We start from the raw sequence: 19,460 nt of genomic DNA, 5'->3' as shown, positions 1-19,460 counted from the left end.
TAAAAAAATGAATTTTTGCTTGTTTTCTTAATACCAGTGTTCTAGAATCATTACATGGTAGTTCTTTCTACACTGATTGGTATAGATAAAAACTTCCTATAAGTTCAATCCGTTCAAAAAAGAATTGAGCAATCGGAGGAGTTTCCTTTGATTGCTTTTTTCTTTATGGTATGATATTCCTTGTGTAGTTAGAAAAGAAAAACAAGAGATTATGAGTAAGTGAGAGATAATGATGAACAGTATTGAAAATGAAGAATTTATCCCTATATTATTAGGAAGCGACATGAACGTTTATGGTATGGCACGTTCTTTTAATGAAGCATACGGCAAAGTCTGCCAAGCATATGCTTCTGATCAATTAGCCCCTACCCGCTACAGTAAAATCGTCAATGTAGAAGTCATTCCAGGATTTGATAAAGACCCTGTATTTATCGAGACGATGCTTCGTTTGGCAAAAGAAAGATATTCTGATAAGAGTAAAAAATATCTTTTGATCGCTTGTGGTGATGGGTATGCAGAATTGATCTCTCAACATAAGCAAGAGCTGTCAGAATATTTTATCTGTCCGTATATTGATTATTCTTTATTTGAAAGACTGATCAATAAAGTAAGCTTTTATGAAGTTTGTGAAGAATATGATCTTCCGTATCCTAAAACATTGATCGTCAGAGAAGGAATGTTAGTAAATGGACGCTTAGAACAGGAATTGCCTTTTGAATTCCCGGTTGCTTTGAAACCCGCAAACAGTGTGGAGTACCTTTCTGTTCAATTTGAAGGAAGAAAAAAAGCGTTTATTCTAGAAACGAGAGAAGAGTTTGATTTGATCTTAGGTCGGATCTATGAAGCCGGTTATACTAGTGAAATGATCGTACAAGATTTTATCCCGGGTGATGATAGTAATATGCGTGTGCTAAATGCGTATGTAGATGAAGATCATCAAGTTCGGATGATGTGTCTTGGTCATCCACTGTTAGAAGATCCTACACCAGCATCGATTGGTAATTACGTTGTGATCATGCCAGATTATAACGAAAAAATCTATCAAACCATTAAAGCATTTTTGGAAAAAATCGAATATACCGGCTTTGCCAATTTCGATATGAAGTATGATCCTAGAGATGGAGAATATAAATTATTTGAAATCAATTTGAGACAAGGTCGTAGCAGTTTCTTTGTGACATTGAACGGCTTGAATCTGGCTCGTTTCGTCACAGAAGATCGAGTGTTCAACAAACCCTTTGTTGAAACGACCTATGGAACGAATCAATCAGATAAAGCAAGATTATGGATGGGTGTGCCCCAAAAAATCTTTTTAGAATACGCTCGGGAAAATGAAGACAAAAAACTAGCTGAGCAAATGATCAAAGAAAATCGTTACGGCACTACTGTATTTTATGAAAAAGATCGGTCAATCAAGCGCTGGATGTTGATGAAATATATGTTCCATAACTATATTCCAAGATTCAAAAAGTATTTTCATGTGAAAGAAGGCTAGTTCATGGAGAATTTTTTCAGTATTTTAGGCGGAATGGGCACGATGGCGACAGAAAGTTTTGTTCGCTTGATCAACCACCGAACGAAAGCTACAAAAGATCAAGAATATTTGAATTATGTCTTATTCAATCATGCAACAGTTCCTGATCGTACAGCTTATATTTTAGATCGATCAGAAGAAAATCCAATGCCGTTTCTGCTGGACGATATTGAGAAACAAAATTTATTGCGACCAAACTTCATTGTGTTGACTTGTAACACAGCACATTACTTTTTTGAAGAATTACAAGCGGCAACGGATATTCCTATCCTGCATATGCCAAGAGAAGCAGCAAATGAACTTGTCCGTCAGCATACGACAGGGAGAGTAGCGATTCTAGGAACAGAAGGAAGTATGAAAGCTGGAATCTATGAACGCGAAGTCAAAAATCTTGGATTCGAAACAGTGATTCCTGATACTGCGCTTCAAGAAAAAATCAATTATTTGATCTATCATGAAATCAAAGAGTCAGATCACTTGAATCAAGAACTCTACTATGAGATTTTGGAGGAAGCGGTAGAGCGATTAAACTGTGAAAAAGTTATCCTAGGTTGCACGGAATTATCTTTGATGCATGAATTTGCCGAAGATAACCATTACCCAGTGATCGATGCTCAATCTATTTTAGCGGATCGGACGATCGAACGTGCATTAGCTGAAAGAAATGAAGCATTAAATACAGTATCTGAAAAGTAGAAAAATCTTGGATTTGGGGCAAATATCCTAAAAGATATTTGGTCCAAATCTTTTTGTAAAAGAGAAAGAAAGCTGGTAATGATACGCCCGGAATGATATAATTTTATTATGTACAATGTGAGAGGGGTTCGTAAATATGACAGATAATTTGCAATTAGTCATCATAACAGGTATGAGCGGTGCAGGAAAAACAGTAGCTATCCAAAGTTTTGAGGATATGGGCTATTTTTGTATCGATAATATGCCACCTCGATTGATTCCAAAATTCTGGGAATTGATCAAAGAATCAGGTAAAGTCACAAAAATGGCTTTAGGAGTAGATTTACGTTCTCGTTCCTTCTTTGAAGAAATACAAAACATGCTGATTGAAATCGAAAATACGAACTTCATCGACACTTCTATCTTGTTTTTAGATGCTTCGGACGAAGAACTAGTTGCTCGTTACAAAGAAACAAGACGAGCGCATCCGATGGCAATGGACGGTTTGATCACTGAAGGAATCCGTAAAGAGCGGGCAATATTAGACGACTTGAAAGCACAAGCTTCCGTGATCATTGACACCACGACATTGACACCACGACAATTACGCGAAAAAATCAACGAGTCTTTCAAGTCAAAGGGAGACCAAGGATTTCGAATTGAATTTGTATCATTTGGCTTTAAATATGGGTTGCCGATTGACTCTGATATCGTGATGGATGTACGTTTTTTGCCAAATCCTCATTATATTCCAGAACTAAGACCACTAACCGGTAAAGACCAGCCAGTCTATGATTATGTGATGTCCTTTGATGAAACACAATCTTTCTACCATAAATTCTTGGATCTTCTGGAAACCGTATTGCCTGGATATATCAAAGAAGGAAAAAGCAGCTTGACGGTTGCAATCGGCTGTACAGGCGGCCAACACCGTTCTGTGGCGTTGACTGAACGTTTGGCAAATGCTTTAGGAAAAACATATAAAGTCAATGTGACACATCGGGACAAGGATAAAAGGAAAGAGACGGTGAACCGGTCGTGAAAATGAAAACCTACCGGATAAGGAAACCAAAGATCGTAGTGGTTGGCGGTGGCACGGGTCTGCCGGTTATTCTAAAAAGTTTACGAAATCAGGGAGCAGATATCACGGCAGTAGTGACTGTTGCGGATGATGGTGGAAGCAGCGGCGCAATCAGAGAATCGATCGCTATGGCTCCTCCTGGTGACTTGAGAAATGTCTTAGTAGCGTTATCGGATATGCCGCAATTCTATGAAGATATTTTCCAATATCGTTTTAAAAAAGAAGATCAGTTCTTAGCGAATCATACGATCGGTAACCTGATCATTGCTGCAGTTTCCGAAATGCGAGGAAGCACATACGAGGCGATTCAATTATTAGCGAAAATGATGCATGTAGATGGACACGTCTATCCTTCTTCAGAAACGCCTTTGACCTTGCATGCGGTCTTTAAAGACGGAACGACTGCAGTAGGAGAATCTAAAATCGCGATTGATCGCAAAACGATCGATCATGTCTATGTTTGCAACACGAATGATAAAAGTGAAGCTAAAGCGGCACGAAAAGTCGTTTCAGCAATTATGGATGCCGACATGGTCGTTTTAGGTCCCGGCAGTTTATTCACTAGCATCCTTCCCAATTTAGTGATACCAGAAATTGGCGAAGCTATGATTAATACAACTGCTGAAACCGTGTATATCTGTAATATCATGACCCAAAAAGGGGAAACTGAACACTTCACCGATGCCGATCATATACGTGTCTTACACAAGCATTTGAAGCAGCCCTTTATCGACACGGTACTAGTTAATACGGAAAAAGTACCAGAAGATTATATGGACCCGGAAATCTATGATGAGTACTTAGTACAAGTTGCACATGATTTCCATGGATTGAGAAATGAAGGCTGTCGAGTGATTTCTACCGATTTCTTAGAATTGAAAGACGGTGGTGTCTTCCATGATGGAGACAAAGTGGTAGAAGAATTGTTCCGATTAGTTTTCGGTTCAAAATATTAAGCAATTTATTGTTGGAGAAAGGAGGAGAATAGGATGTCATTTGCTGCAGATGTGAAGAAAGAACTAACTGGTTTGGAAGTTCATCGAGAACATGCGAAAGCAGAATTAGCTGCTTTGTTGCGAATGAACGGCTCTTTAGGTATTGTGAACCAGCAGTTTATTTTAAACGTCCAAACAGAAAATGCTGCAATTGCCAGACGTATCTATTCTCTTTTGAAAGATCATTATCAGGTACGAAGTGAGCTACTCGTTCGTAAAAAAATGAAATTAAAAAAGAACAATGTCTATATCGTCCGCTTGAAGCAAGGCACAAAAGATGTGTTGATGGATCTTGATATTATGGATGGTATGATGTTCAATGGACACGTTTCGGACGAGATCATGGGGAATTCGCAAAAAATGCGTTCGTATTTACGTGGGGCTTTTATGGCCTCGGGTTCAGTCAATAATCCAGAAACAAGCCGTTATCATTTAGAGATATTTTCCATTTATGAACAGCATAACCAAGACATTTGCGATATGTTGAATTATTACGGACTGCATGCTCGAACGCTTGAACGACGCAATGGCTATATTTCCTATTTAAAAGGTGCAGAAAAGATTGCTGATTTCTTGACACTGATTGGTGCAACCAATTCGATGCTACGATTTGAAGACGTACGGATTGTACGGGATATGAGAAATTCGGTCAATCGCCTAGTTAATTGTGAGACAGCAAATTTGAATAAGACGATCGATGCGGCTTCTAAACAAATTGAAAACATCGAATTGATCGAAGCAAAGGTCGGTCTGCATGCCCTTCCTGAAAAACTTCAGGAAATTGCTGAACTCCGGCTTCAGCATCCAGAAGTCAGTTTGAAAGAGTTAGGGGAAATGATCCCCTCAGGTGCGATATCCAAATCGGGAATCAATCACCGCATACGCAAAATCAATGAATTTGCGGAAAAACTACGTGAAGAAGCAGTGTAATCCAATGTAAAAACTGATACATGAAGCAGAGATGCGGATGTATCAGTTTTTTTATTTGACAAAATATTACTTGCTTTTCTTTTCTTCTTCTGTCAAACTATAAATCCCTATTACTGCCCGTTGTTCGCCATAGATTTGTTTAAAAATCGATTTTAAAGGAGAAACAAGGATGACAGAGTATATTGAATTGATTCATGCACGAGAAAACAACTTGAAAAACATTGATTTGCGTATCCCAAAAAATAAAATTACTATCTTTACTGGCGTATCAGGATCTGGCAAATCTTCTATCGTTTTTGATACGATTGCACAGGAGGCAGGCAGACAGCTGAATGAGACTTTTAGTAGTTTTGCACGTAATTTTTTGCCTAAATATAGCAGACCTGATATTGATGAGATCAAGCATTTATCGACAGCTGTATTGATCAACCAGAAGAAACTGGGAGGAAATGCTCGATCCACTTTAGGTACTGCAACGGATATCCAGGCACTTTTTCGAATTTTATTTTCACGCTTTGCTGAACCGTCATTGGGTTATGCCAATGCGTATTCATTTAATGATCCTCAAGGTATGTGCCCTGTCTGCCAAGGAATTGGAAAAACGATAACATTGAATATCGATGCCGCGGTAGATGCGACACGCTCACTAAATGAAGGAGCAATCTTGCTTCCGAATTTCACGGTAGGGACTTGGTATTGGAAAATGTATGCAGAGACTGGTTTATTCGATCCAAACAAACCAATCTCCGAATACACATCAGAAGAATACGATCGATTATTGTATGGAAAAGCAGAGAGAATCAATATACCAGGTGCGGGAGATATGAATGTGACTTATGAAGGGATTGTCACTCGATTCATGCGAACCAATGTCCATACTGAAAAAGAAACAACGAAAAAAACAGCAAAGGTTCTTGAGACATATACCAAGATGGATACTTGTCCAGAATGCCAAGGAAAACGTTTCTCACCCGAAGTCCTAAACTCTAAAATAAACGGTTATAATATATACGATTTAACAGCAAAAGAATTATCTTCACTATTACAAATACTAGAAACGTTAGATAACAAAGAGCGTCATCCGTTGATTGCCAGTATCAAAAAACGTATCCAAGATTTGATTGATATTGGATTAGGCTATATGACATTGACACGCGAGACCTCAAGTTTATCTGGAGGGGAATCACAGCGAGTAAAAATGGTGAAGCAATTAGCTAGCAGTTTGACTAATATGATGTATATTTTTGATGAGCCAAGTACAGGATTGCATCCTAGAGATGTCCACCTACTTAATGATTTATTGAAAAAAATCCGGGATGAGGGGAATACAGTTCTGGTAGTCGAACATGATCCTGATGTCATCAAGGTGGCCGATCATATCGTGGATGTAGGACCTTATGCTGGAAGTCACGGCGGTGAGATCATGTATACTGGGGATTATGATGGATTACTGGATTCTGGTACGTTAACGGGAAACTATTTGCGACATCAATTACCAATCAAAAAAGAAGTACGGACATTTTCAGAAACCTTCATTAGCCGCCAGAGCTCTTTGCATAATTTAAAAAATATTCGTTTAGAAATCCCTAAAGGTGTATTTACCGTTGTTTCAGGGGTAGCTGGTTCTGGCAAGAGTACATTGGTCAATCAAGTATTTGTAAAAGACTTTCCAGAAAGCCTACTTATTGATCAAAATCCAATCCATACGAACAAACGGTCAAATCCAGCCACATTCAGTGGAATCATGAATAACATTCGGAAAGCTTTTGGTAAAGAAAATCAAGTTGATGCTGGATATTTCAGCTACAATTCTAAAGGGGCTTGTCCAGAATGCAAAGGAACGGGTGTAATCGAGCTTAATCTATCCTTTATGGACAAATCAGAGGTAGTTTGTTCAAATTGCCATGGGAAACGTTATGATCCAGCTGTTTTGGATTATCGTTATCGTGGAAAAAATATCGTAGAAGTTATGGATATGACCATAGAAGAAGCACTTGAATTTTTTGATGAGAAAGAGATCCAGCGAAAGCTTGAGAATCTAAAAGAAGTTGGTGTTGGTTATCTGACTCTTGGACAGCCGATGGATACCTTGTCTGGCGGAGAAGCACAAAGGCTGAAATTAGCTAATGAATTGAAAACAAATGGACAAATATACATTCTAGATGAGCCAACAACAGGACTGCATATGTCAGATGTCGAAAATGTGATTCGAATTATCAATAACTTAGTGGATAAAGGGAACACGGTCATTGTTATTGAACATAATCTAGATGTGATCCGAAGTGCTGATTGGATCATTGATCTTGGACCAGAAGGTGGATCTGGTGGTGGAAATATTCTTTATGAAGGGATTCCAGGAGGATTAAAGAACGCACAAACGATCACTGGAAACTATATCTGATTGAATACTGTTTAGTGGAGAGGTTGTGACAGAAGCTACTTCTGGAACACCGTTTATTCGGAAAAAACATACTAGGAATGGGCTGTGACAAGACTTTAGTCACAGCCCCCTTGTTGTTTTATTTTGCTTGGATCAATTCTTTTAGTTTTTCTTTTGAAATAGATTCATCAAAGATTTCTTTACCCAAGATGACAGTTGGAACAAATCGAATATGTGCTTGCTCAGCTTCGTTTATGATAGCTTGGCTCAGCTGTTCGTCTTTTTGTTCTGCCAGCCCTAATTTATCTGCTGCAAAATCCGCTACTCCTTGGAGCGAAAGATGTTTCCACTCGTCTTGAGTATCGAATATTTGTTTGATCTCTTTGATTGCTTGTTGTCCATCGCTGATCGTGATATACCGGTGCATCACGTTTCCTCGCTGCAAGCTTTCTTTTTCTTTATCGAATAATTTGATCACTCGCTGTAATTGACCGCTTTGGACGGCTTCTTCCAATAGCTCATGAGATTCTTCAAACCATTGTCGGCAATATGGGCAAGCTAAGTTGATGAATTCGATCATTTTTTTAGGAGCATCTGATGAACCATAAGTAATACCTTTTTCTGTAGTTGTTTTTGTTGCATCAATCACTGATATATCCATGTAAAAACACCTCTTTCGGTTATAGTTTACACATGTCTGGCAAAAAAAGGCAACGATTTAGACTGTTTTTCTAAAAAAGTGATTGAAATAGACGTATGTGAAATATTTTTCTAAATAAAAGAAAAAATGGAATATTTTACGTTATAATGGAACAGATAATAAGAGAGAATATGAACAAGGATGATGAATCATGCGAAAAATGAAAACAATGGACGGCAATACGGCAGCCGCGTATATTTCTTATGCTTTTACCGAGATTGCTGCAATATATCCGATAACGCCCAGTTCGACCATGGCTGAATTAGTCGATCAATGGTCAGCAGCAGGAAAAGAAAATGTATTTGGTCAACCAGTAAAAGTAGTGGAAATGCAGTCCGAAGCAGGAGCAGCTGGCGTGGTTCACGGTTCACTGAAAACTGGTGCGCTGACAACTACATATACCGCCTCACAAGGGTTGCTTTTGATGATACCGAATATGTATAAAATTGCTGGGGAACTACTGCCAAGTGTTTTTCACGTTGCTAGTCGGGCAGTGACGACGAATGCTTTAAATATATTTGGAGATCATGGAGACGTGATGGCTGCAAGACAAACAGGGTTTGCGATGCTAGCTGAAAGCAGTGTGCAAGAAGTGATGGATTTGGCACCTGTTGTCCATCTTGCTTCCATTGAAGGCGAATTGCCTTTTTTGAATTTCTTTGATGGGTTCCGTACGAGTCACGAAATTCAAAAAATCGAAGTTTTGGAATATGAAGAATTAGCTCCTTTGATCAATCAGGAGAAATTAGCTTCTTTTCGTAAACGAGGGATGAATCCCAATCATCCGACAGTTAGTGGCACGAACCAGAATCCAGATATTCATTTTCAACAACGGGAAACAATCAATCCGTATTATGATAAGTTACCTGCAATCGTACAAAAATATATGAAAGAGATCAATCGATTACGAGGTACTTCTTATGATTTGGTGACTTATTACGGAGCAGCTGATGCAGAAGAAGTCATTGTTTCGATGGGATCAGTTGCACAGACGATTGAGCAAACAGTTGATTATTTGAATGCAAACGGACGGAAAACAGGTTTTTTGAATATCCATCTTTATCGACCTTTTCCAGTGGAAACATTTGTGCAAAAGTTACCTCATACAGTAAAAGCAATCGCTGTTCTTGATCGAAGTAAAGAGCCAGGAGCAGGGGGAGAACCCCTTTTATTAGACGTTCAAAGTGCGTTATATGATTCTGAATTTCGCCCGGCTATTATTGGTGGTCGCTACGGATTAGGTTCGAAAGATGTGACACCCGATCAAATCTCGGCAGTTTTTGATGAATTGCAAAAAGATCCAAGTATACGCAAAAAACGGTTCACCGTAGGGATCGTGGATGATGTGACTTATCAATCTTTGGAAACAAAAGAAAGTCTAGATTTAACAGAACCGCAAACATTCCAGGCAAAGTTTTGGGGATTTGGATCTGACGGAACAGTTGGTGCAAATAAATCAGCCATCAAGATTATCGGGGATCACACAGACAAATATGCTCAAGGCTATTTTTATTATGACTCGAAAAAATCTGGCGGTCTAACTGTCTCTCATCTTCGTTTTGGAGATACGCCGATACGTTCAGCGTATCTTGTCGAGCATGCGGACCTTGTTGCTTGTCACACACCAGCTTACCTGCATAGCTATGACTTGGTCAAAGGATTGAAGCCAGGTGGAATCTTTTTACTGAATACTCTTTGGAGTGACGAACAATTAGAAACGCATCTGCCGATAAAATTAAAACGTTACTTGGCTGAAAATAACATTCGGTTCTATACGATCAATGCCATGAGATTGGCCCAAGAAGTTGGTTTGGGACGCCGAATCAATACGGCAATGGAAACAGCATTTTTTAAATTAGCTGACATCATTCCATTTGATGAAGTGATCCCGTTGCTAAAAGAAGAAGCGCTAAAAAGCTACGGGCATAAATCAATGGCTATCGTAGAAAAAAACATACAGGCAATCGATCGGACAATCGAACTGCTTCATGAAGTTGTGATTCCAGAAAATTGGAAAACATTGGAGATGCCTGAAAAAATCAATAAAAGAAACAGGGGGTATGTACAAGAAATCCTTGAGCCGGTGAATGCACAGGAAGGGAATCATCTCTCTGTTGGTACGCTTGTAGCAAATGGAATGACAACTGGCGAAATGCCTTTAGGAACGGCTTCTGTTGAAAAGCGAGGTGTCGCTTTAGAAGTACCTGAGTGGATTAGTGATCGCTGTACGATGTGTAATGAATGTGCCTTTGTTTGTCCTCATGCTGCCATCCGTCCATTTTTAGCAGATGAAGAGGAAATGGAAGAAGCGCCAGAAGGATTTATCGTGAGAGAAATGCGAGGCGCAGACGGCGTAAAATACCGTATCCAAGTTTCAGTGGAAGACTGTACAGGTTGTGGTCTGTGTGTAGAGGCTTGTCCCGCAAAAGGTAAAGCTTTAGTGATGAAACCTTATGAAGAACAGAAAGAACAAGCTATGAATTGGGCTTTTGCAATGACGCTAAGACAAAAAGAAAATCCATTGAAAGGGAAAAATACGGTTTTATCGACACAATTCAACCAACCGCTTCTTGAATTCTCAGGCGCTTGCTCAGGCTGTGGCGAAACACCTTATGTAAAATTATTGACACAAATGTTCGGCGATCGAATGATGATCGCGAATGCGACAGGCTGTTCTTCTATTTGGGGCGGTGCCTCTCCAGCTTCTCCTTATACGACAAACGGATGTGGTCAAGGGCCTGCATGGTCAAATTCTTTATTGGAAGATAATGCTGAATTTGGTTATGGTATGCTTCTGGCGGCACAGACTCGTCGTGAGGCTTTGGCAAATTCAATCAAAGAAGTATTGCCAAAAGTATCAGAAGAACTGCGAGAATTGATGGAAGACTGGTTGGAACATCTCTTTGAGAGTGAAGGAACGCAGCAAAGAGCAGCAAAACTGCAAGCAGCGATCGAAAACGAACGATCAATTGTCCCTGAATTGGAAGGTATATACAAGAGAAGAGATCTATTCGTAAAAAACAGCCAATGGATGATTGGCGGAGACGGATGGGCTTATGACATTGGTTTTGGCGGAATCGATCATGTACTTGCCAGCGGAGCAGACGTAAATATCCTTGTTTTGGATAACGAAGTCTATTCCAATACCGGCGGTCAAACCTCAAAAGCAACACCAGCTTCGGCAATCGCTAAATTTTCAGCTAGTGGAAAATATGCTTCAAAGAAAGACTTAGGGATGATGGCGATGACATATGGGAATGTCTATGTAGCACAAATCGCTTCAGGTGCCAATCAAATGCAGACAATCAAAGCATTTGAAGAAGCAGAAAAGTATCCTGGTCCTTCTCTGATTATTGCCTATACACCTTGTATCACACATGGTTTGCTTGGTGGAATGAAAGAATCGCTTAAAGAAGCAAAAGAAGCTGTTTCTTCTGGTTATTGGTCATTATATCGATATAACCCTACAATGGTCGAAAAAAACAAAAAACCAATGACTTTGGACTACAAAAAACCTGATTTCTCTACTATGCCTGATTTCATGAGGAAACAAGTTCGCTTTTCCTCGCTAGAGAACGCAAATCCAAATCTTGCAAAAGCTTTATTTGAAAAGACTGTCCAAGATGCTAAAACACGTTTTTACAACTATGCTGCACTGTCAGGAGAATTAGAAAAAATCAAGAAAAGACTTGAACCAGAAGAGTCTATTGATGTAGTCGTTAAGACGAGAAAAGAAAAAACGACGGATCTTGAAGCGGAAGAAAGAAAAGCTGCCCGAAGAGCCGCCAGAGCAGAACGACGTAAAAAAATGGAACACGTTGCAGAAGAAAAAAGTGAAAAATAACAGAAAAAATATAATGAATAATTCTCTGAGGTTTAAAAATTTTTATTCTAGAGAAAAATAAAACGCATACTTGTAATTTTCTTGAAAATTATGTGTTTTTCTCAAGAAAAATACGAGCAGATCAGCCTCTAAAATTAAAACATATGATATACTAGAGAGGAAATCTCAAAAGAGAAGAGAGGCTTTTTATGTCATTTCAAATCGGGGAACTTTTTAATTTGGACTATTGGCAGCAAATGTTTTCCGGTGACTTGTTCTCTCTGAATTTTTTGGTGAACATACTTGATATTCTGGTTGTCTGGTATCTTGTATACAAACTGATCCAACTGCTGCGAGGCACAAAAGCGATTCAGCTTCTGAAAGGTGTAGCTATTTTTATTGTTATCCGAATCGTAGCAGAAATCATTGGTCTGCACACCTTGTCTTGGCTGATGAACCAAGTCATTACGTACGGGGTGATAGCTGCTATCGTGATTTTTCAGCCGGAAATCCGGAGAGGACTGGAACATCTTGGACGCAGTTCGCTTTTCAAACAATCAAAAAGCGAACAACAGGAAGATGAGAAGATGATTTTGTCTTTTGACAAAGCTATCCAATATATGTCCAAGCGAAAAATCGGTGCGCTGATCACTATCGAACGTCATACTGGATTAGATGAGTATATTGAGACAGGGATTGCTTTAGATGCAGATATCACTGGGGAGCTGCTGATCAATATCTTTATTCCTAATACACCGCTGCATGATGGTGCAGTTATTGTAAAAGAAGGAAAGATCGCAGTAGCAAGCGCCTATCTTCCTCTATCAGAAAGTATGTTGATCCCTAAAGAATTCGGGACTCGACACCGGGCAGCTGTCGGTATAAGCGAAGTCAGCGACGCGATCACCATCGTTGTCTCTGAAGAAACCGGGGACGTCAGCATCACGTTAGATAATGAACTGATGGCTGGCTTATCCCAGCAAGAATATTTGGCAATCTTGCGTAGAGAACTAATTGCTGAAGAGAAAACAAAAAATAAGAAAAACGTGATTCAATCTTTCCTAGACGGTATGACTAAGGGAGGGGATCGCAAATGATCTCAAAAGAGAAACGGACAAGTATTCTTTACAGTTTTATTGCATTGCTGTTCAGTATTGCACTGTACTTCAATGCAAATGGACAGTCCGTTCAAAACACACTTTCTGGAAATGAAGCGTATAATCAAACAGTCACTGGTGTGCCAATCAAAATTTCTTATGATTCGCAACGCTATTATATCCATGGATATGAAAACACAGTGACGGTCAAACTTTCCAGTGCAAACCGAGTCCAGTTGAATGCAGAAGCAAACGAAGATACACGGATGTTTCGCATCACTGCAGATATCACTAAGCTTGGCGAAGGAACACATGAAGTTCCGCTGAAAATTCAGAACTTGAGCAGTGCTGTCACAGCAAAGATGGAACCATCAACTATTACAGTAACGGTTGAGAAAAAGGTGACAAAAGATTTCGATGTTGAAACGTTGATTCCTTCAACGATCACACCATCTGGATATGAGCTGGATGATACTTCCGTTAGTCCTAAAAAAGTCTCTATCACTACAGGCGATAAAACATTGGCCGAAATCAAACGAGTAGTAGCTGATGTGGATGCTTCGATGGTCACGGATGATGGCATCAATAGTGAAGTGCCGATACAAGCGCTGAATGCAGCAGGAGAAATATTAAGTATCATTTCCGATCCAGTGCAAGTAACTGTGAAAGCTGATGCAATCAAACCAAGCAAAACGGTACGACTTTATGGGACGCAACAAGGAACACCGGCTGCTGGGGTTGAAAGCTATGATTTCAGTTTTTCAGACCTGGAAGCAGAAGTAAGCGGATCTAGCGATTTGCTTGCATCAATCGGCGACAGTATCGCTGTACCGATCAATGTCTCAGGAATCAGTCATCGAACAACTCGTAAAATCGAAATACCAGTAGAAGAAGGACTAAGTATCAAACCTAAATCAGTCAGCGTGGAGATTACACCCGTAATGCAAACGTCAAGCAGCAGTTCCGCTTCGACGAGCAGTCGGACACAAGAAGATACAAGTACAAGCACTACATCTGCTGATTCAGTAACGGTACCTTCAACAACAACGTCCATTTCTTCTAGTTCGGGATCTGCAACAAGCAGTTCATCCACGAGTACAGAAGAAACATCGCAAACAAGCGAATCAACACAAATGAGCAGATCAAATTCCTCGGAAAATTAAGTTAAAGGAGTAATTTTACAACTATGGGTAAATATTTTGGAACAGACGGCGTCCGCGGTGAAGCCAACAAGGAACTTACGCCAGAACTTGCATTTAAGCTGGGACGATGCGGAGGTTATGTCCTAAGCCAGCATGAAGAAGAAGGAAAACGCCCACGCGTACTAGTGGGGCGGGATACAAGAATCTCAGGTCAAATGTTAGAAGAAGCGCTGATTTCAGGACTTTTATCGGTGGGTATCGAAGTGTTCCAACTAGGTGTGATTTCTACGCCAGGTGTTGCTTATCTGACACGATTACAAAAAGCAAGTGCAGGAGTCATGATCTCTGCTTCTCACAATCCAGCGCAGGATAATGGAATCAAATTTTTTGGTGCAGACGGTTTTAAATTAGTAGATGATCAAGAACTAGAAATCGAAGCGTTATTGGATGCAGAAGTAGATGAATTGCCTCGTCCATCAGCTGATGGTTTGGGAACTGTAGAAGAATTTCCAGAAGGTTTATTGAAATATTCTCAATTCCTTGTACAAACGATCAATGGCGATCTTTCCGGTTTGACGATTTGTGTCGATGCAGCAAACGGAGCAACTTCAACAAGTGTCAATCGTTTGTTCGCTGATCTTGAAACAGACTTCTATACAATGGGCACAAATCCAGATGGTTTAAACATCAATGATGGGGTAGGTTCTACACATCCAGAACGTTTAGCTGAGATGGTCGTTGAAAAAGGAGCGGACGCTGGTCTAGCTTTCGATGGCGATGGCGATCGCATCATCGCGGTAGATGAACTTGGGAATATCGTCGATGGTGATAAAATCATGTTTATCTGTGCTAAATACTTAGCTGAAAAAAATCGCTTGAAAAAAGACACTATCGTTACAACTGTGATGAGCAACTTAGGCTTCCACAAAGCGGTAGAAGGAATCGGTCTGAAAGATGTCGTTACACAAGTCGGTGATCGTTATGTTGTAGAAGAAATGCGCAAAAACGATTATAATTTTGGTGGCGAGCAGTCTGGACACATGATTTTCTTAGATTTCAACACAACTGGTGATGGGATGCTTTCAGGAATTCAGTTGTTGAATATTATGAAACAGACGGGTAAAAAATTATCTGAGCTTGCAGCAGAGGTAACGATTTATCCGCAAAAGTTAGTGAATATCCGCGTAAGTGATAAAAATGGTGCGATGGATGTTCCAGCAATTAAAAAAGTGATCGAAGAAGCAGAAGCTGAAATGGGATCAGAAGGTAGAATCCTAGTTCGTCCTTCCGGCACAGAACCATTACTTCGTGTGATGGCAGAAGCGCCTACCGATGAGAAAGTTAATTACTATGTCGATAAAATCGCGGCAGTAGTCAAAGAAGAAATCGGTCTAGATTAAGAACCTAAAATATAAGACAAAAAACAAAGACCAGTGACGGTTATTCGTCGCTGGTCTTTGCTTTTTCTTTTATTTAAAAACATATTGTGTAAGAAATATTATACCAATGTAAGAGATGAAAAAAATCAACATCACTAGTAAAATAGCACGTTTGCGTGCTTTATCTGCTTTTAATCCTATTTTTTTGTGGATATGATCAAGAATAATATAACTAGGAATTTGAGCCAATAGATAGACGTAATAATAGTTTTGCCCGTCCGCAATAAGGAGGTACAAGACAAGAGAAGCAACTATACTATCAAAAAAGAGAATAGACCAGCGTAAGAGCGTTAATTTTGTTACCATCGAAAATCATAGGTAGAACTCCAGCGTGCTTCAATCAAGGTTATTCTACCAGTCCCTCTATTGCCGTTAGCATCTATATAACTATCATTTTTGTAAACATCAGGCTTGATAGTGGTAGTATCTAATTCAGAAGCAAGGGAGACGATTGCAGTAGAAGTCAGGACGAGTGAGGAAACAACAATTGTAGTGACAAAAATAATAAGCATTTTTCTTATCATAGGACAACCTCCATTTTGTTTTTGTTATAATATGAGTATAATAGTTTCTTTGTTACCCTTATATTTTATAATCATCGAATTGTTTTTGGTAGATTTGTTGCATAAGCTCACAAAAATTTTGGAGGGAGAAAAAATTGAGGTTTGGCGAAATGTATCGATATATAAGGAAAGGGAAAGGAATGACTCAAAAAGAAGTTTGTAATGATTTTTTAGATAGGACAACTCTTTCGCGGATTGAAAAAAATGAGACGGAGCCAAGGTTTGAAAATGCTTGTTATTTATTAGAGAGGATAGATGTATCTTTAGATGAATTTAGATATTTGGCAAATATAGAGAATAGAGATAATCGTACAAGGCTTATTGAGGATTTTTATTCTATTATTTCAAATACAGAAAGTGCACAGATAAGAAAGTTGTATAGACGATGTTTAGAATTTACATCTACTTGTTCAGATAAAAAAATAGAAGAAATCCTGTTGATTTTACGCTTGTATTTATCTGCTGATCCTATGGTCTTTGATAAAACAGAATGCAAAGGGTTGGTGACTCCGATTTGGCAGCGGCTTTCAAAAATAGAGGTGTGGACATTAAGAGATATTCAAATATTTGCGATCATTTCATTTCATCTAGAAATCAGCACGTTAGAAATAATGTATCCGATTCTATTAGCTACGCTTGATAGATATAATCGATTGGATGTTGTCGATACAGTAAGGCTGACACTTTTGATGAATATCTCTCAAATATATATACAAAAAAATCTTGTAGAAGATGGCCGATATATGTTGAATCTAGCAAAAGATATTGCGAAACGAGCAAAACGAGCTGATTTTCTAGGCGCGATCTTCGTAAGATTAGGGTACTGCCAAAACGATACAAAATTAATGCAAAAAGGGTTTGATTTACTTGAAGTAGTTGAAGAAACGGAATTAAAAGTCAAATTATTAAAGGAACTCCAATATTATAGACAGAGAAAGTGAACGATTTATTGAAACGAGGTTTTAAAAAGTAAACGGGAAATAAAGTAAAAATACCGAACACTAAAAATCAAATTTTTTGGTGTTCGGTACATACTATGCTTTTATTTTTTTACAAAAGACTGCAAAAATCAAATGATTTCCCGTACAGAAACGTTACTCAACTGTCACTGATTTCGCCAGATTACGTGGCTTGTCAACGTCAAACCCTCGTAACAGTGTAGCGTAATAGGCAAGTAATTGAGTCGGTACGACTGTGGCAAGAGTAGACAGATAAGGGTGGACTGCTGGCAGTACTAGTTGGTCATTTTCCTTTTCTAATCCTTCTGAGACGATAACTAATGTTTTAGCACCACGGCTTTCGACTTCTTTCAGATTACCTCGAGTATGCGCGCCAGTCACTTCTTCACTGATGATTCCGATCACGGGTGTTCCTTCTTCAATCAAAGCAATTGTTCCGTGTTTCAATTCACCAGCAGCAAAACCTTCTGCCTGGATGTAACTGATTTCTTTCAATTTCAAAGCGGCTTCAAGAGAAACGTTGTAGTCTGCCCCGCGTCCGATATAAAAAGCATTTCTTGTGTCACTGAGGTATTCTGCAGCCAGCTCCTCTAAATAATCTTTCTGGGCAATGACCGATTCCATCGCATTTGCGACTAAACTCAATTCATGAGTGATATCGAACGAAAGAGAAGTTTCTACTTCTTTTTTGTCACCGATAGCTTTGGCTAATAAAGTCAATACTGCTATTTGTGCAGTATAAGCTTTCGTTGATGCTACTGCAATCTCAGGTCCGGCATGCAACAATAGGGTGAAGGATGCTTCTCGCGAAAGAGTAGAGCCAGCAACATTTGTAATCGTAAGTGAAGGATAGCCAAGACGGTTGATTTTTACCAGCACTTGCCGACTGTCCGCTGTTTCGCCACTTTGACTCAAGAAAATAAAGAATGGTTTTTTTGAAAGAAGAGGTGTGTTATAGCCGAATTCACTAGCTAAATGAACCTCGACAGGAATCTGTGTCAATTCTTCCAAAGTCTGTTTACCAGCTAATCCCGCATGGTAACTAGTTCCGCAAGCAACGATGTAGATTCGATCGCTGTCAGATAATGTACCGATCAGTTTTGGATCAAGAGGGACCCGATTGTCTTCTGTTACGTATTTTTGAGCAATACGGCGCATGATAATAGGCTGTTCGTCGATTTCTTTCAGCATATAAAAAGGATAGGTGCCTTTCTCGATATCTGAAGCATCTACTTGCGCTTCAAATGAAGAACGTTCCATAATGTCGCCCGCAAAATTTTGGATAATAATTTTGTCTGATGTAACGGTAACCATCTCTTCATCTTCGACCTCGACGAATTTCTTCGTATGAGCAAGCATAGCCATTGCATCGCTGGCAATCACATTGAATCCATCACCAAGTCCGACTAACAATGGGCTTTTGTTTTTTGCTACATAAATCACATCAGGTGTTGTACGATCAATCAAAGCGAAAGCATAAGAACCTTTGATGATGCGCAAAGCTTTTAAAAATGCCTCTTTTGCCGTCATATCCTTCGCAAAAGTTTCAATCAGATGAGCGATAATCTCAGTATCTGTCTCACCGATAAAGTGATCATCTGTTAAATAAGCATTTTTAAGTTCTTCGAAGTTTTCGATCACGCCATTATGGACGAGCACGAAACGTCCGCTTTGTGAAGTATGTGGATGGGCATTTTCCTCAGATGGTTGTCCGTGGGTTGCCCAACGTGTATGGCCGATGCCTATATTTCCTGTAGTATCAGAAGTTATTCTCTCTTTTAAATTTTGGATTCTGCCTTGTGCCTTGACTAAATGATCTGTCGTGCCATCTGAGACAAAGATGCCAGCTGAATCATAACCGCGGTATTCCAATTTTTCTAGCCCGCCAATCAATCCTGGTGTTACATTTTTTAATCCAATCATTCCAACAATTCCGCACATAAAAAACATCCTACTTTCTATAATGAATTCGTATGAATGCTTCCAGCTGCAGGAAAATCCTTTTGTTTTATCTTTGCAGATACTTTTTGTGGATCTTCTGTAGAGTGCAGTCCCTAGGGTCATCCGCCGAATCTTTCGATAAACCCTCTCCTCGTCATCTGTTTACACAGACCAGGCGCTATCCTAAAAGGTATAACTATC

Annotated in this window: 14 protein-coding genes; 11 read left to right on the top strand and 3 right to left on the bottom strand. The window is 39.3% G+C overall.

Annotation, left to right across the window (positions count from 1 at the left end):
* The first annotated feature begins 229 nt into the window (after positions 1–229).
* The 6 genes from RWU19_RS03590 to RWU19_RS03565 all read left to right on the top strand — a co-directional run bounded on the left by RWU19_RS03590 (position 230) and on the right by RWU19_RS03565 (position 7,616).
* Positions 230–1,495 (top strand): D-aspartate ligase, encoded by a 1,266-nt coding sequence (locus tag RWU19_RS03590; protein WP_123837848.1) that lies wholly within the window; start codon positions 230–232, stop codon positions 1,493–1,495.
* Between the two features lie 3 nt (positions 1,496–1,498).
* Positions 1,499–2,230, top strand: coding sequence for an aspartate racemase (locus RWU19_RS03585; RefSeq protein ID WP_002329316.1), 732 nt, complete (start codon positions 1,499–1,501; stop codon positions 2,228–2,230).
* A 136-nt stretch (positions 2,231–2,366) separates the two neighbouring features.
* Positions 2,367–3,251, top strand: a complete 885-nt coding sequence (rapZ, locus tag RWU19_RS03580; RefSeq protein WP_002292102.1) for an RNase adapter RapZ — start codon at positions 2,367–2,369, stop codon at positions 3,249–3,251.
* Positions 3,248–4,246: a uridine diphosphate-N-acetylglucosamine-binding protein YvcK gene (gene yvcK, locus RWU19_RS03575; RefSeq protein WP_002316327.1), complete on the top strand. Its 999-nt coding sequence runs from the start codon at positions 3,248–3,250 to the stop codon at positions 4,244–4,246. Before rapZ ends, yvcK begins: the two co-directional genes overlap by 4 nt.
* Positions 4,247–4,279: 33 nt before the next feature.
* Positions 4,280–5,215, top strand: a complete 936-nt coding sequence (gene whiA, locus RWU19_RS03570; protein ID WP_002289698.1) for a DNA-binding protein WhiA — start codon at positions 4,280–4,282, stop codon at positions 5,213–5,215.
* Positions 5,216–5,384: 169 nt separating this feature from the next.
* Entirely contained in the window at positions 5,385–7,616 is a 2,232-nt protein-coding gene (locus tag RWU19_RS03565; protein WP_123837847.1) for an ATP-binding cassette domain-containing protein, read from the top strand.
* A 118-nt stretch (positions 7,617–7,734) separates the two neighbouring features.
* Here RWU19_RS03565 and RWU19_RS03560 read toward each other — a convergent pair whose 3' ends face one another.
* Positions 7,735–8,256 (bottom strand): DsbA family protein, encoded by a 522-nt coding sequence (locus RWU19_RS03560; RefSeq protein WP_002314839.1) that lies wholly within the window; start codon positions 8,254–8,256, stop codon positions 7,735–7,737.
* 190 nt (positions 8,257–8,446) lie between these two features.
* Here RWU19_RS03560 and nifJ point away from each other — a divergent pair, with 190 nt between their 5' ends.
* From nifJ to glmM, 4 genes are all read left to right on the top strand, one after another.
* Complete coding sequence (gene nifJ, locus RWU19_RS03555; RefSeq protein WP_123837846.1) at positions 8,447–12,139, top strand: pyruvate:ferredoxin (flavodoxin) oxidoreductase; 3,693 nt, start codon at positions 8,447–8,449, stop codon at positions 12,137–12,139.
* 188 nt (positions 12,140–12,327) lie between these two features.
* The gene (gene cdaA, locus RWU19_RS03550; protein WP_002287821.1) at positions 12,328–13,215 is read left to right on the top strand and encodes a diadenylate cyclase CdaA; all 888 of its coding nucleotides are present in this window, start codon (positions 12,328–12,330) and stop codon (positions 13,213–13,215) included.
* Positions 13,212–14,378, top strand: a complete 1,167-nt coding sequence (locus RWU19_RS03545; protein WP_123837845.1) for a YbbR-like domain-containing protein — start codon at positions 13,212–13,214, stop codon at positions 14,376–14,378. The genes cdaA and RWU19_RS03545 overlap by 4 nt, the downstream gene beginning before the upstream one ends.
* 23 nt (positions 14,379–14,401) lie before the next feature.
* Positions 14,402–15,757, top strand: a complete 1,356-nt coding sequence (gene glmM, locus RWU19_RS03540) for a phosphoglucosamine mutase (protein ID WP_002292085.1) — start codon at positions 14,402–14,404, stop codon at positions 15,755–15,757.
* Between the two features lie 338 nt (positions 15,758–16,095).
* Here glmM and RWU19_RS03535 read toward each other — a convergent pair whose 3' ends face one another.
* Positions 16,096–16,320 (bottom strand): hypothetical protein, encoded by a 225-nt coding sequence (locus tag RWU19_RS03535; protein WP_123837844.1) that lies wholly within the window; start codon positions 16,318–16,320, stop codon positions 16,096–16,098.
* A 149-nt stretch (positions 16,321–16,469) separates the two neighbouring features.
* Between RWU19_RS03535 and RWU19_RS03530 the strand changes: the two genes are divergently transcribed.
* On the top strand, positions 16,470–17,300 hold the full coding sequence (locus tag RWU19_RS03530; RefSeq protein WP_123837843.1) for a helix-turn-helix domain-containing protein: 831 nt from the start codon (positions 16,470–16,472) through the stop codon (positions 17,298–17,300).
* A gap of 153 nt (positions 17,301–17,453) precedes the next feature.
* On the opposite strand, the gene glmS is transcribed toward RWU19_RS03530, so the two are convergent.
* Positions 17,454–19,259, bottom strand: a complete 1,806-nt coding sequence (glmS, locus tag RWU19_RS03525; protein ID WP_123837842.1) for a glutamine--fructose-6-phosphate transaminase (isomerizing) — start codon at positions 19,257–19,259, stop codon at positions 17,454–17,456.
* Positions 19,260–19,460: the final 201 nt, after the last annotated feature.

Origin of the sequence: Enterococcus sp. 2STP (assembly GCF_032465635.1) — a bacterium.
Classification (GTDB): domain Bacteria; phylum Bacillota; class Bacilli; order Lactobacillales; family Enterococcaceae; genus Enterococcus_B; species Enterococcus_B lactis.
Note: the sequence above shows the minus strand (reverse complement) of the source record. Positions and strands in the feature narration are given on the sequence as shown.